This window comes from Variovorax sp. YR750 (assembly GCF_900109805.1).
GTDB classification, from domain to species: Bacteria; Pseudomonadota; Gammaproteobacteria; order Burkholderiales; family Burkholderiaceae_C; genus Variovorax; species Variovorax gossypii.
On record NZ_FOBJ01000011.1, the window covers coordinates 22,280 to 35,748 of the forward strand.

Genomic DNA, 13,469 nt, shown 5'->3' on the forward strand with positions numbered 1-13,469 from the left:
GCGGCTCACGCCGCCGGCCTGAACCCCGGCAGCGCATGCATGCGCTGCCGCAGCGCCTCGACGAAGGCCGTGACCCGTGCCGGCCGGTACAGCCCCGGCGGCAGCGCGACGTGCACGCCGATGGGCTCCAGCCACCAGTTGGGAAGCACGCGCTTCAGGCGGCCGGCCTGCATGTCCTCGTGGCACATCCATGGCGCTGCGGCGCCGATGCCCGCGCCGTTGAGGATCGCGCGGTAGCTCGCGAGCAGGCTGTCGGTACGGATGGGCGTGTCCAGCGGCACGATGCGCGAGCGGCCCGCGCGGTTGATGAGCCGCACGTTGCCCGTCACGTACGGGATCAGGCCCACGCACGGCAGCTGCGGCAGCCGCGCCAGCGTGACGGGGCCGGTGCGCTTCAGCAGCTCGGGCGTGGCGATCAGCACGCGCTCCATGCGGCCCACCGTGCGGCAGACGAGGCCGGGGTCGCGCACCTCGCCCACGCACACCCAGCATTCGGCGCCGGAGGCCGCGAGATCGACCACGCGGTCGGTCAGCGTGAGCTCCACGCGCAGCTGCGGATGCGCAGCGCGCAGGTCGGTCACCGCGTCGGTGAGGAAGCCGGTGCCGTAGCCGGATGGGCCGATCACGCGCAGCGTGCCCTCGGGCCGGCTCTGCCCGCCCTGAAGCCGCTGCGACAGGCCCGACCAGCGGTCGGTGAGGTCGTGCGCCTCGGCCAGCAGCGAGCGGCCTTCGTCGGTGAGCGAGAAGTTCGCGGTGTTGCGGATCGCCAGCTTGCAGCCCAGCAGCCGTTCCAGTTCGAGCAGGCGGCGGCTCACGGTGGGCTGCGTGGTGTCGAGCAGGCGCGCCGCCTTGCTGAGCGATCCGCTCTCGCCGATGCGGATGAAGGTGTGCAGCAGGTCGAGCCGGTCGTGGGTGTTCTTCATGCGCCAGACGTATAGCACTTCATCGGCCCATACGTCTACCCGTGGCGGCGGGCTCTGCCTATCGTCGTGGCCGTTCAAGACCTGCGATGAATGGATATTTCCCGATGAGCGCCTCGATCGAAGACACCCCCCGCACCGTGGGAGACACGCCCAAGGGCGGCTCCGTGCTCGGCTTCTATGCCGCCAAGGGCACGCCACGGCCGCCGCGCATCGCGCACGGCGAGGGCATCTACCTCTGGGACACGGGCTGCCGCCGCTTCCTCGACGCGACCGCCGGCGCGGTGGTCGCCAACATCGGCCACGGCAATCCGCGCGTGTTGGCGGCCATGCAGGAGCAGGCGGCGCGCGTCACCTTCGCCTATCCGCGCTTCTTCGAGAGCGAGCAGAGCATCGGGCTGGCCGACCGCGTCTGCGCGCTGGCGGGCGAGGGCTTCGACCGTGCCTTCTTCGTCTCGGGCGGCTCGGAAGCCAACGAGTCGGCGATCAAGCTGGCGCGGCAATACGCGGTGGTCACGGGCCAGTCGCGGCGTGTGAAGGTGATCTCGCGCAACCCGAGCTACCACGGCTCCACGCTCGGCGCACTGGCGGTGACGGGCGATGCGCACACCCAGTCGATCTACGGGCCGATGGTGCGCGAGATGCCGAAGGTGAGCGCACCGCTGTCGTACCGCGTGCCCGCCGGCCACACCGCCGAGAGCCACGCGCTGGCCTGCGCCGACGAGCTGGAGACCACCATCGTGCGCGAGGGCGCCGACACGGTGCTGGCCTTCATCATGGAGCCGATCGGCGGGCTGTCGACCGGCGCGGCGGTGGCGCCCGCCGTGTATTTCGAGCGCGTGCGCCAGATCTGCGACCGCCACGGCGTGCTGCTGATCTACGACGAGATCATGAGCGGCGCGGGCCGCACCGGCGCCTTTCTCGCGGCGCACCACTGGGCCGGCGCGCGGCCCGACCTGGTCACGCTGGCCAAGGGGCTGGCGGCGGGCTACACGCCGCTGGGCGCGCTGCTGGCGCCCGACCGCATCGTCGACGCGGTCGCGGGCAGCGGCGGCTTCGTGCACGGCCACACCTACTTCACCAACCCGCTGTCGTGCGCGGTGGCGAACGCGGTGCTCGGCGAGGTGATCGCGCAAGACCTCGTGACCCGTGCGCGCGACATGGGCGAGCTGCTGATGGCGCGCCTGCGCGAAGTGGCGGCGCGCTCGCCCATCGTGGGCGACGTGCGCGGCAAGGGCCTCTTCACCGCCATCGAGATCGTGGCCGACAAGGCGACGAAGCGGCAGCTGCCGGCAAGCTTCAACGCGCCGGCGCGGCTCACCGAGCACGGGCTGAAGCACGGCATCGCGCTGTACAACCGGCGCGCCAACCTGGGCGCCTTCGGCGACTTCCAGATGATCACGCCGCCGCTGACCATCACGCCGGCCGAGATCGACGAACTGGCGGACCTGCTCGAACGCTCGCTGCACGACCTGGCCGACGAGATCGCGGCCAAGGGCCTGGCCACCGCGGCATGACGATGCAACAGCAGAAGATCCTTCCGCCCCACCGCAGCCTGCGCGTGCCCGGCGTGCACGGCTACACCGACCGCAAGAGCGTGGCCGCCGGCGAGGTGGTGCGCTTCCACCTCAGCAGCGACGTGCCCTACACGTTCTCCGTGTGCCGGCTCGGCCCCGACACCGAGGGCCGCGCGGCCGACACGGTGCTGCACGCCTTCGAGCCTTCGCCCGCGCGCGTGCATCCGATCCACCCGGGCTCCTATGTGCTGGTGGAGCGCGGCCTCGGTCATCCGTTGCGCGCGCTCACGCTGGAGTGCTGGGTGCAGGTATGGAGCGTGGGCGCGCGCCAGAGCGTGATCGGGCAGTTCGACCTGCCCGCCGCCTGCGGCTACGGCCTCTTCGTCGACGAGGCGGGCCGCGCGGTGTTCCATCTGGGCGACGGCGGCGCCTTCCGCCCGGAAGGCGAGCTCGCGGGCGGCTCGCTGGTGCCGAAGCGCTGGCATCACATCGTCGCCACCTGGGACGGGTGCGAGACGGTGCTGTGGATCGACGGCGAGGCAGTTGCGCGCGGCCGTTTCGACGGCGTGGTGCAGCCGGGCAGGGCGCCGCTGCGCCTGGGCGGCAGCGGCATCGACGGCCTGGCGGATGCATTCCTCGAGGGCGACATCGTCATGCCGGCGATCTACTCCCATGCGCTGGAGGCCGATGAGGTGAAGGCGCGCTTCTCCGACCGCGGCCTGCGTACGCCGCGCGGACGCACCGTGCTCGCCTGCTGGCCGCTGCGCGAGGAGCGCGGCGACGTGGTGGCCGATGCCAGCGGCCACCAGCGCACCGGCCGCATCGTCAACCACGGCACCTGGATGATCGTCGGCCCGGCCTTCGAACCGGCGCGCGTGAACGAGTTTTCCGACGACGGCTACGACCCGCTGGCCGACCCCACGCGCGGCCACGGCCTGCGCCTGGCGAGCGACGATCTCTACGACTGCCGCTGGCCCGAGAGCCACGCATGGCGCATTCCGGCGGACGCGAAATCCGGCGTGTACGTGGGGCGCGTGCGCTTCCTGCTCGACGGCAGGCCCGCCGAGTACGACATCGCGTTCATCGTGCGCCGCGCCGCGCAACGGGCTCCCGCGCCGGTGCTGGTGCTGTGTGCCACCAACAGCTGGCTGGCCTACGCCGCCACGCCCTTCGCGAAGAACACCGCGAGCGACCCGGTGTGGCCGCGCCGCTCGGCGGGCCTGGAGAACAGCCACCCCGAGGCGCCGGCCTTCTGCAGCTACACCTACCACCGCGGTGGCCAGCCCACCTACCAGGTGGGCCTGCGCATGCCCTGGCCCAACGCCAGCCCGAACGCGCTGTACGACCCCGCCGATGCAGGCTTCAGCCAGTGGACCCGGCTGGAGCGTCGCCTGCACGTGTGGCTGGAGCGCTGCGGTTACGACTACGACGTGGTGAGCGATCTCGACCTGCACCGCGACCCGGGCCTGTTGAAGGCCTACGAGACGGTGTTCATCAACGGCCACAGCGAATACTGGTCGCAGCCAGCCTGCGACGGGCTCGACGACTACCTGTCGGGCGGCGGCACCGCCATCGTGCTGTCGGGCAACACCATGTACCTGCGCGTGAGCTACGACGAGGAATGCACGGTGATGGAGCAGCGCAAGGTGCGCGGGCCGGGCGACGAGGACGGCGCGGAATCGGTGGAGCTGCGCCCGCCCGCCGGCCCCTACGGCGAGCAGTACCACTCGCAGGACTGGGCGCGCGGCGGCCAGTTCAGGCAGGCCGGGCGTTCCTGCGCGGAGCTCATCGGGCTGGAATCGGCGGGCTGGGCCTTCGCCGACGGCGACGACTTCGGCGTGTACCACGCGACGCAGCCGAAGCACTTCCTGTTCACGCAGCCGCACCCGCTGGGGCTCGAAGACGGCTCCACCTTCGGTCACGCGCCGGGCGGCGGCCTGCCGCGCGCCATCGGCCACGAGTGGGACCTGAGCGTCGCGACGCTGAACCGCATGACGCGCAGGCTGCCCGCCGGAGAGAGCCTGCCCGAGCCGCAGCGTGGCATCCAGGTCATCGCCGAGGGGCGCAGGCAGCGCCCCGGGCGGCTCGACGCGTACCTCGACTACTACTCGCAGCCGACCGATTCGCTGGGCGGGCTGTCGGCCGAGATGATCTATTGGGAGCGCCCGCAAGGCGGCCGCGTATTCAACGCAGGCGCCGTCGGCGCGAGCTGGGTGCTCGGCGCCGACCCCTGTTTCGAAGGGCTGCTGCGCAACGTGCTGCATCACTTCGGCGTCTGGCCCGCGACTGGCGCGGACCTTGCAGTTCAACCACCCCTGGAGCACGCAGCACCATGAGCACACTCGCCCCACGCACCGCCGACCTTTCAGAACCCGCCGAGCCGGCCTCCCGGCAGAGCACGCTGCGGGTCATCACGGCCATCTCTATCGGCAACGCGCTGGAGTGGTTCGAGATCGTGATCTACGGCTTTCTGGCCGTGACCATCTCCAAGCTGTTCTTCCCGGCCGAGAACGACACCGTGTCGCTGCTCATCACGCTGGGCACCTTCGGCGTGACCTTCGTGATGCGCCCGGTCGGCTCGCTGGTGCTGGGCGCGTATGCCGACGCGCGCGGGCGCAAGAACGCGCTGACGCTGTCGATGGCGCTGATGCTGTGCGGCACGCTGCTGATCGCGGTGGCTCCGACCTTCTCGCAGATCGGGCTGTGGGCGCCGGGGCTCGTGATCCTCGCGCGGCTGCTGCAGGGCTTCGCGGCGGGCGGCGAGTTCGGCAGTGCCACCGCGCTGCTGGCCGAGCAGGACCCGCGCCGGCGCGGCTTCTTCTCGAGCTGGCAGTTCGCGAGCCAGGGCATCACCACCTTCCTGGCGGCGGGCTTCGGCATGGGGCTCAACGCGCTGCTCACGCCCGAGCAGCTGCTGTCGTGGGGCTGGCGCATTCCGTTCTTCTTCGGCTTGTTGATCGGACCGGCAGGCCTGTACATCCGCCGCCACCTCGACGAAGGCGTGGAGTTCAAGCGCGCCGCGCAGGAAGCCACGCCGGTGCGCACCACGCTGGTGGACCAGCGCGGGCGCACGCTGGCGGCGATGGGGCTCATCATCCTCGCGACCATCGTGGCCTACACGGGGCTCTTCATGCCCACCTTCGCGGTGCGCCAGCTGGGCCTGCCGCCGTCGATGGCCTTCGCCGGCACCTTCTGGTTCGGCGTGCTGCAGTTCGCGCTGGTGCCGCTGTTCGGCAGCATGTCGGACCGCGTGGGGCGCATTCCCGTGATGCGTGCCGCGGCGCTGGTCATGCTGGTGATGATCGTGCCGCTGTTCTACCTGCTGGTGAACCATCCCTCGGTGCCGGCGCTGATGCTGGCGCTCACGGCGATGGGCGTGGTGGCTTCCGCCTACTGGGGTCCGATCTCGGCGGCGATGTCGGAGCTGTTCCCGGCGGCCACGCGCGGCACGGGGCTCTCGGTGAGCTACAGCTTCGGCGTGGCGATCTTCGGCGGCTTCGCGCCCTTCATCAGCGCCTGGCTCATTACGGCCACGGGCAGCAAGATCGCGCCGGCGTTCTACGTGGGCTTCGGCGTGGTGGTGAGCCTGATCGCGCTGCGGGCGGCGCGCGGCTACGGCGTGAAATGAAATAGCAGTTTTTTCCAAGCCGGGGCGGCGCGCCGCTCCTAAGCTGCGACCATTCCTCAACTCCCTTGGAACGGATGGCCATGCGATCCAGCGACGCGCAGCAGAAGACAGAAGATTTCCACCGGCTTCATGCCGGCCCCGGACCGCTGGTCCTGGTGAACGCATGGGACGCCGCCAGCGCCCGCATCGTCGAGCGCGCCGGCGCCACGGCCATCGGCACCACCAGCGCGGGCATGGCCTGGTCACTGGGCTACGCGGATGGCGAGCGAATGCCCGTCGCCGAGCTGGTCGCGGCCTGCGCGCGCATCTGCCGCGTGGCGAGCGTGCCGGTGAGCGTCGACATCGAGAGCGGCTTCGGCGAGAGCGCCGCAGCGGTGCGCGAGGTGGCGGGCGCGCTCGTCGACATGGGCGCGGCCGGCATCAACATCGAGGACGGCACGCGGCCTGGTACGCGCGAGCTGGCGTCGCCCGAGGTGCTGTGCGAGCGCATCGCGGCCATTCGCGAGCTGGACGCGCGCTTCTTCATCAACGCACGCACCGACGTGTACTTCGTGCCGTGGGACGACCCGGCCGCGCGCTTCGAGGAGGCGCTGCGCCGCGCGAAGCTCTACGCGGCGGCGGGCGCGGACGGCATCTTCGTGCCGGGCATGTCCAGCCCCGAAGAGATCGGGCGGCTGTCCGGCGCGCTCGACCTGCCGCTGAACGTGTACGCGGGCTACGCCGGCGCACCGCCGGCCGATGGCCTCGCGCGTGCCGGCGCGCGGCGCATCAGCCTGGGCTGCGGCCCGCTGCAGTCGGCGCTGGGGCTGGTGGCACGCATCGCGGGCGAAGCCTTCGGGCACGGCCGCTTCGGCACGATGGGCGAGGGCATGCTGTCCGTGGGCGAGCTCAACGCGCTGTTTCCAGCCACGGCCTGAGCCTCGCGGCAGCGAGGCGGCTTCGGGTACAGTGGGCGCCCCTTGCCGCAGCCCAGCCCGTCCGAAACCGTCTCTTCGCACAGCATCCGCCTCGAGGCGGTGACGCTGGTGCGCGGCAGCCAGCGCGTCTTCGAGGGGCTGACGCTCGACCTGCAGGAGATGCGCATCGGCCTGGTCGGCGACAACGGCGCGGGCAAGAGCAGCCTGTTCCGCCTCATCAGCGGGCTCGACCAGCCGCAGGAAGGGCGCGTGGTCGTGCATGGCTGCGACACGCAGGCCGACCGCAGGCAGCTGTCGAAGCACGTGGGGCTGATGTTCCAGAACCCCGACGACCAGATCATCTTTCCGACCGTGGCCGAGGAGCTGGCCTTCAGTCTTACGGCGCGCGGCGAGACGCGGCAGGCGGCCAGGCAGCAGGCGCGCGATTTCCTCGCGCAGCGCGGGCTCGAGGCCTGGGCCGGGCGCGCGGTGAGCGAGCTGAGCCAGGGCCAGCGCCAGCAGGTGTGCCTGCTGGCACTGCAGATCAGCGAACCCGCCACGCTGCTGCTCGACGAGCCCTTCGCCAGCCTCGACCTGCTGAGCCAGGCGCGGCTTGCCGCGCAACTGGAGGCGAGCGACCACCAGATCCTCGTGTCCACGCACCTGCTGGAGCACGTCTATGACTTCGAGCGCGTGCTGTGGCTCGAACAGGGCAGGGTGCGCGGCGACGGACCGGGCCGCGAGGTGTGCGAGGCCTATGCCGAGGACGTGCGCGAGCGCGCCGCGGCGGAGCGGGGGCGCCACCATGCGTAGCCTGTATTCGGAGCAGTCGACGTGGATGCACGCGATCGCGGCATGGATCAAGCTCGCGGTGCTGTCGGTGTGCGGCACGCTGCTGGTGCTGGTCGAGCGGCCGTCGTACCTGGGCGTCGCCTGCGCGGCGGTGCTGCTGATCTTCGTCTCGCTCGGGCCGCCCGCATGGCGCCGCGTGCGCATGCTGGTCGGCGTGGCGGTGGCCTGCGGGCTGATCGTCGGCTTCCACTGGGCGATGGGCACGACGCTGCTCGGCGTGGCCAGCGCGCTGCGCCTGGCGAGCGCAGCCACGCTCGCGCTGATGCTCACGCTGACCACTCGCTTCGAAGACCTGCTGGCGGTGCTCGAGGCCGTGCTGCATCCGCTGCAGCGCTTCGGCGTGCCCACCGAGCGGATCGCGCTGGGCCTTGGCCTCATGCTGCGCTTCGCCGAAAATTTCTACGTGCAGTGGCAGCGCCTCGACGATGCCTACCGCGTCCGCTCCGGCCACGGCGGCGGCCTGCGCCTGCTGGCGCCGCTGACCATCCGCACGCTGCAGACGGCGGAGCGCGTGGCGGACGCGCTGGCCGCGCGGCTCGGGCGCTGATCCTTCTTCCGTCTTTTCTCGATTGCGACTGCCATGACCACCACTTCAGGCTCCCTCACTTCGTCCCGTTCGCTGTCGTACATCGCGCTGTTCGCGGCGCTGATGGCGGTGTTCGGCCTGATCCCGAAGATCGACCTGCCGTTCGGCGTGCCGATCACGCTGCAGTCGCTGGGCGTGATGCTGGCGGGCTGCCTGCTGGGGCCGCGCCGGGGCTTTTTGGCCATCGCGCTGTTCCTGCTCGCGGTGGCGCTCGGGCTGCCGCTGCTGCCGGGCGGCCGTGGCGGGTTGAGCGTGTTCGTGGCGCCGGCGGGCGGCTTCCTGTTCGGCTGGATGTTCGGCGCCTTTGCCTGCGGCCTGCTGATGCGCCTGGCCGTGCGCCGCATCGGCGGCACGACGGGGCTTCCCCTGCTGGCGGCGGCGTTCCTGTCGGCGCTGGTCGGCGGGATCGGCGTGGTCTACGCCTTCGGCATCGTCGGGCTCTCGTGGATCGCCCACATGTCGCTGTCGAAGGCCGCGCTGGCCATGCTGGTGTTCATTCCGGGCGACCTCATCAAGTGCGGCATCTGCGCGGTGCTGGTGCAGACCGTGATGCGCGGCATGCCGGCGTGGCGCCTCGACCGCGACTGAGCGGCTTCCCTCAGCCTCGCCGGCTGAAGACGGTTTCCGAGAGGTAGTCCTTGCGCGGGCCGTGCACCACGTGGCGGATCGTGAAGGAGCCGTCGGGCAGGAAGCGGTAGCTGCTGTCGTAGGTGTCGGGCGTGCACAGGTGCGTGGCCGAGCCGGCGAGCACGTCACCGTCACCCTTGCCCTCGCGCACGACGGCGATGGCATGGAAGAGGCGCGGCGGCGTCTCGGCGAAATGCACCGCGAAACCGCCCGGAGCGCGTTCGAAGAGGTATTCGCGGTGCCCGTCGAATTCCTTGCCGTCGGCCAGGCGGATGCGGCCTTCCTCGCGGTACTTGAGCGTTCCGGCTCCCCGCGGCGTGAACGTGGCGACGCCGCTCATGGTGGCCTGCCCCTCGATGTTGCGCTGCAGGCTCCATTCGCCCGCCAGTCGGTCGAACACGGTGTCGGGGCTTCCCCAGAAGGACGTGGAAGGTGAAAGGGCGGGGGCCGGTTCGCTCATGCGGGGGACTCTACGACAGGCGGTGATCCGTCTTCCTGGCGGTTGATTGTTTCCATGGTGTGAACACCGTGGTTCCATTGTCTAAGGGTTTTTACTTAGACAACGGGCGCACAATTCTTCCCATGGACCAGCCCTTCAGCTGATCCAGACCAAGAAACAAGAACCGAACCAATTGAAGGACACATCCAAATGACCGCCTCGAAGCTCCTCTCCGCCGTTTCCCTCGCCCTGCTGGCCGCTGCCGGCGTTGCCCACGCCGAAACCTATGAAGGCGTGCACCAGCTGACCTCGGCCGCCAGCCGCGCCGACGTCGCCAGCCAGGCCGTGGTTGCCGCCCACAGCGCGAACCCCTACGCCACCGGTGCCAACGCCGGCCCGGCACAAGCGATCGTCTCGACCGCCAGCCGCTCGGCCGTTCGTGCCGAAGCCGTGGCAGCCGCCCGCAGCGGTGACCCGTATGCCGAAGGCGCTTCGTCGGGCGTGGCCCCGATCGTGGCCAGCTCGGTGGACCGCGCCGCGGTTCGTGCCGCAGCCCGCGCTGCCGCTCATGGCGACGCACTGCCGCTGTAATCGCCTGCGGGGCTGAAAGAAAGCCGGGCCATGGCCCGGCTTTTTTGCGTCCGGTCCGGCCTCAGCGCGGAGGGAGCGGCCGCAGCGCGGCGACGAGCAAGGGCTCGCTGGCACCGTCGGCCGCTTCGCGCAGCTCGACCGACCATTGCGCTGTTTCGTCGCCATTCAGGGGCTTCGCGCGGAGCTCGCAGGCATAGACAACCCGGCCGGCCCGCGCATCCTCGCGCGGCGCGATCGCTTCGTCGCAGCACTCCTCGACCAGCGATCGCGTTCCGTCGGCTGCATCGAGCATGAAGCGCCGCACCAGGCGCATCGCGATGTGTTCCGGCGCCACCGTGCGCTCACCCTCCCGTGCGACCGGCACCGTCGCGCGCAGGCGCAGCTCGAGCGGCTCGCTGACGCGAAAGCCTTCCCCGCGCTCCAGCGACATGTTCTCCAGCGTCACCCGCACCCGCCGGCGTTCGCGCAGCCTCGTGACGACGGCCAGCACCGACAGCACCGAGAAGACGCCGAAGAACGGCAATCCCACCAGCATCCAGAGCCATTGCCAGCCGCCGGCCAGCGACCAGCGCATCGCCTGGAAGCCGAAGACGGCCATGAACACCAGCACTGCCAGCGCGACCAGCCAGGCGATCCGGTCGGCGGCCGTCCTCTGCATGCGTTCCGTGGCCTGCGGCATGGCGGAGGTCCACGAGGCGGGCAGGCGTTCGTCGGCCCGCGGCAGGGCGGGGTCTGGAAGGCGATGTTGCTGCGGCATGGGGAGCCGCCGAGCATAGCCAGCAGCCCCGCGGCACCCCGGCCATGTGGCGGAGCCGGCTTCGCCATAAGGCGCATTGCCTTGCCATGGCGCATCCTTCATGATGGTGCGGTACGGAAGGGGTGGCCGTCGGACATCATGCTTTCGCATTACCGCGCCATCGTGGTGCGCTCGGGTAAAAATACGACCACGCTTCCGCCAGGAAAAAAGAAAGCATGACCCGTTGCCGCCGAGGCGGCAGCCCAACACGCATGGCCCTTACTCTCGACCCAGAAGACACGCGCGGACGCATCCACGACCTGGTGTGGAGCGGCTTCTATCCCGACGCCGATGTCGAGTGGATGATCACCGACGAGTACCTCGATCCCGACGAAATCACCAGCGAAGACCGTGCCTGGGTCAAGGCAGAGGCCGCGAGCGCATGCGCCGCCAAGCGCGAGGCCGAGGCCGGATGGCCCGCGCAGACCGAATACGACAGGCTCGAGGCCGTCTTCGCGCAGCTGCGAGGCGAGAAGATCATCGCGCTGCACCGCGCGGGCAACACGCTCTCCGACGGCCACGACGACGTGCGCGAGCAGTGGCGCGCGGCCGGTCGGGCGGAGTCCGGCATTCGCGGCTGCTGCTTCTATCACGCGCAGGACCTCGACACGGCCGTGCGCACCGGCCGCCTGCACCTGGCCTTCAGCGGCGGCATGATTCCCGAGATCGAGCAACGCGAGGCCAACACCGCGGCCGTGGGCCACCGCATCGTCGAACTGCTGCGCGCGGCCGGCTTCGGCGCGCACTGGAGCGGCAACATCAACGAGCGCATCGAAGCCGACCTCGGCCAATGGCGCAAGCGAGGCCCCTCCGCGTGAGCGTGCAGGCCTGGCAGCCGCCGCGCCGCATCGACGCGATCGATTTCTGGCTGCGTTCGCGGCTCCTGGCCACGGCCCACGCGCTGCGCGAGACCCTGCGGCCCTCGGCCCGCCGATGGCCCGTCGGCAGCCACGCACTGGCCGACGCGCCCGTGCTCGCCCAATACCGCACGCCGTTGTGGACCGACGGTCGCGCGGACGAATTCCCGCTCGTGGCCGGCAAGGTGCAGAACCTTCGCGTGGCGCGCCGCGCCTTCGATGCCGTCGAGGTGCCCGCCGGCGAAGTGCTGAGCTTCTGGCGCCAGCTGGGCCGGCCCGCTTCGTGGCGCGGTTTTGTGCAGGGCCGCGAACTGCGCGGCGGCTGCGTGGTGCCGACGCTGGCCGGCGGGCTGTGCCAGCTGTCGAACGCGCTCGCCACCGTGGCGGTGCGAGCGGGCTTCGAGCTGGTGGAGCGGCACGGGCACACGGCGCGCATCGAGCAGGCCGGCGAGCCGGGCGCGGATGCCGTCGACGCGACCGTGTTCTGGAACTACATCGACCTCAAGGTGCGCGCCAGGCAGGCATGGCGGCTCGAAGTGGAGCTGACCGGCACGGAGCTGGTGCTGCGCATCCGGGGCCGTGGCGCATCGGCCGCGCCTTTCGTGCCCGTCACGATGCGCCGCGCGAGCGAGGATGCGGGTGCGGCGTTGCCCGTGGCGCGCGGCTGCCTCAGCTGCGACCAGACCGCGTGCTTCCGTCATCGCCCGCAGGTCGACGTCGGCCCCGAAGGGCTCACCGCCGCATTGCTCGATGGCTGGACGCCCGAGTTCGCGCGCTACCTGCGCGAGGAGCATCCGGGTGCGCAGCGCATGCAGCCGGTGCCGCTGCGGCTCGCCTTCTGGCGTCGCCCCGCGACGGGCTGGCATCGCGAGCCGGTTGCCGCCGGCGTTGCGCCGGCACAGGCGCCGTGGGCCGCGAGCCTGCGCCGTGCGCTGTGGCAGCGGCTGTGGGCCCGGCAGGCAGGACGGCGCCAGGCCAGCCTGATCGACGGCCAGCGCTGGCTCGCGCAGGCTTTCGCGGCGCGCCTGAAGCCGGAGCACACGCAGCTGGTGGTCGAGCAGGCACTGCTGCCGCACCTGCAGCGCCTCGGCGCGCTCGACGGCCGCCGCGTGATCGTGCTGGCCGGCGCGCTGCCGATGGCCGACATCGAAAAGCGGCTCGACGAAGCCTCGCGGCGCTGGCCCGGCGATGTCACGCTGCGCGACTTCAGGGCCGATGCGTCGCTGGTGCGAGCCGAGTCGCTGGCGCTTGCGCGAGCGTCGATCGTGGTCACGCCGCATGCCGAAGTCGCGCGACAGCTTGCCGCGTCGCGGCGACTCGATTGGGTGCTGCCCGAGATCAGGGCAACCGGCCGCGCAAAGGCCAGGGGCCAGGAGCTTCCGCTCGTCGTCTTCGCCGCGAGCGCACTGGCACGCAAGGGCGCACGCGAACTCGCGGCCGCGCTGCAGGGCTGGCCGTGCAGGCTGCGCGTGCTGGGCTCGCCTTCGGACGATGCGCGGCTCTGGCAGGGCATCGGGCATGTCGAACACATGAACTGGCAGGGCGACTGGCTGGCAGGCGCCGACGTCGTCGTGCTGCCCGCGCACATCGAGCACGCGCCGCGCGCGGTGTTGCGCGCCGTGGCGGCCGGCGTGCCGGTTGTCGCATCGACCGCATGCGGCCTCGGCGCACTGCCGGGCATGCGCGAGATCGCGCCCGGCGACGTGGATGCGCTTCGCGCCGCATTGCGAACGGCCTGCTCTCGCTGAACGGAGGACACA

13 protein-coding genes are annotated in these 13,469 nt (G+C 71.1%); 10 read left to right on the forward strand and 3 right to left on the reverse strand.

The window, feature by feature from the left end; genetic code table 11:
• Positions 1-5: 5 nt before the first annotated feature.
• Positions 6-923, reverse strand: a complete 918-nt coding sequence (locus tag BMY35_RS21940; protein WP_093203678.1) for a LysR family transcriptional regulator — start codon at positions 921-923, stop codon at positions 6-8.
• A 104-nt stretch (positions 924-1,027) separates the two neighbouring features.
• Between BMY35_RS21940 and BMY35_RS21945 the strand changes: the two genes are divergently transcribed.
• The 7 genes from BMY35_RS21945 to BMY35_RS21975 all read left to right on the forward strand — a co-directional run bounded on the left by BMY35_RS21945 (position 1,028) and on the right by BMY35_RS21975 (position 8,987).
• Positions 1,028-2,437, forward strand: a complete 1,410-nt coding sequence (locus BMY35_RS21945; protein WP_093203681.1) for an aminotransferase family protein — start codon at positions 1,028-1,030, stop codon at positions 2,435-2,437.
• The gene (locus BMY35_RS21950) at positions 2,434-4,773 is read left to right on the forward strand and encodes a LamG domain-containing protein (protein ID WP_093203683.1); all 2,340 of its coding nucleotides are present in this window, start codon (positions 2,434-2,436) and stop codon (positions 4,771-4,773) included. The genes BMY35_RS21945 and BMY35_RS21950 overlap by 4 nt, the downstream gene beginning before the upstream one ends.
• Positions 4,770-6,065, forward strand: a complete 1,296-nt coding sequence (locus BMY35_RS21955; RefSeq protein WP_093203686.1) for an MFS transporter — start codon at positions 4,770-4,772, stop codon at positions 6,063-6,065. The genes BMY35_RS21950 and BMY35_RS21955 overlap by 4 nt, the downstream gene beginning before the upstream one ends.
• Positions 6,066-6,145: 80 nt before the next feature.
• Positions 6,146-6,982, forward strand: coding sequence for an isocitrate lyase/PEP mutase family protein (locus BMY35_RS21960; protein ID WP_256229199.1), 837 nt, complete (start codon positions 6,146-6,148; stop codon positions 6,980-6,982).
• 42 nt (positions 6,983-7,024) lie between these two features.
• Positions 7,025-7,774: an energy-coupling factor ABC transporter ATP-binding protein gene (locus BMY35_RS21965; RefSeq protein WP_093203691.1), complete on the forward strand. Its 750-nt coding sequence runs from the start codon at positions 7,025-7,027 to the stop codon at positions 7,772-7,774.
• On the forward strand, positions 7,767-8,360 hold the full coding sequence (locus BMY35_RS21970; RefSeq protein ID WP_093203694.1) for a CbiQ family ECF transporter T component: 594 nt from the start codon (positions 7,767-7,769) through the stop codon (positions 8,358-8,360). Before BMY35_RS21965 ends, BMY35_RS21970 begins: the two co-directional genes overlap by 8 nt.
• Before the next feature lie 33 nt (positions 8,361-8,393).
• The gene (locus tag BMY35_RS21975) at positions 8,394-8,987 is read left to right on the forward strand and encodes a biotin transporter BioY (protein WP_093203696.1); all 594 of its coding nucleotides are present in this window, start codon (positions 8,394-8,396) and stop codon (positions 8,985-8,987) included.
• 10 nt (positions 8,988-8,997) lie between these two features.
• On the opposite strand, the gene BMY35_RS21980 is transcribed toward BMY35_RS21975, so the two are convergent.
• Positions 8,998-9,486, reverse strand: a complete 489-nt coding sequence (locus BMY35_RS21980) for a DUF6314 family protein (RefSeq protein ID WP_093203699.1) — start codon at positions 9,484-9,486, stop codon at positions 8,998-9,000.
• 189 nt (positions 9,487-9,675) lie between these two features.
• Between BMY35_RS21980 and BMY35_RS21985 the strand changes: the two genes are divergently transcribed.
• Positions 9,676-10,056 (forward strand): helicase SNF2, encoded by a 381-nt coding sequence (locus BMY35_RS21985; protein WP_093203701.1) that lies wholly within the window; start codon positions 9,676-9,678, stop codon positions 10,054-10,056.
• A 61-nt stretch (positions 10,057-10,117) separates the two neighbouring features.
• On the opposite strand, the gene BMY35_RS21990 is transcribed toward BMY35_RS21985, so the two are convergent.
• The gene (locus BMY35_RS21990; protein ID WP_256229203.1) at positions 10,118-10,813 is read right to left on the reverse strand and encodes a hypothetical protein; all 696 of its coding nucleotides are present in this window, start codon (positions 10,811-10,813) and stop codon (positions 10,118-10,120) included.
• Positions 10,814-11,064: 251 nt separating this feature from the next.
• Between BMY35_RS21990 and BMY35_RS21995 the strand changes: the two genes are divergently transcribed.
• Together BMY35_RS21995 and BMY35_RS22000 are read left to right on the forward strand one after the other, a co-directional pair.
• Entirely contained in the window at positions 11,065-11,670 is a 606-nt protein-coding gene (locus BMY35_RS21995; RefSeq protein ID WP_093203707.1) for a DUF6891 domain-containing protein, read from the forward strand.
• Complete coding sequence (locus BMY35_RS22000; RefSeq protein ID WP_256229206.1) at positions 11,667-13,457, forward strand: VanW family protein; 1,791 nt, start codon at positions 11,667-11,669, stop codon at positions 13,455-13,457. Before BMY35_RS21995 ends, BMY35_RS22000 begins: the two co-directional genes overlap by 4 nt.
• Positions 13,458-13,469: the final 12 nt, after the last annotated feature.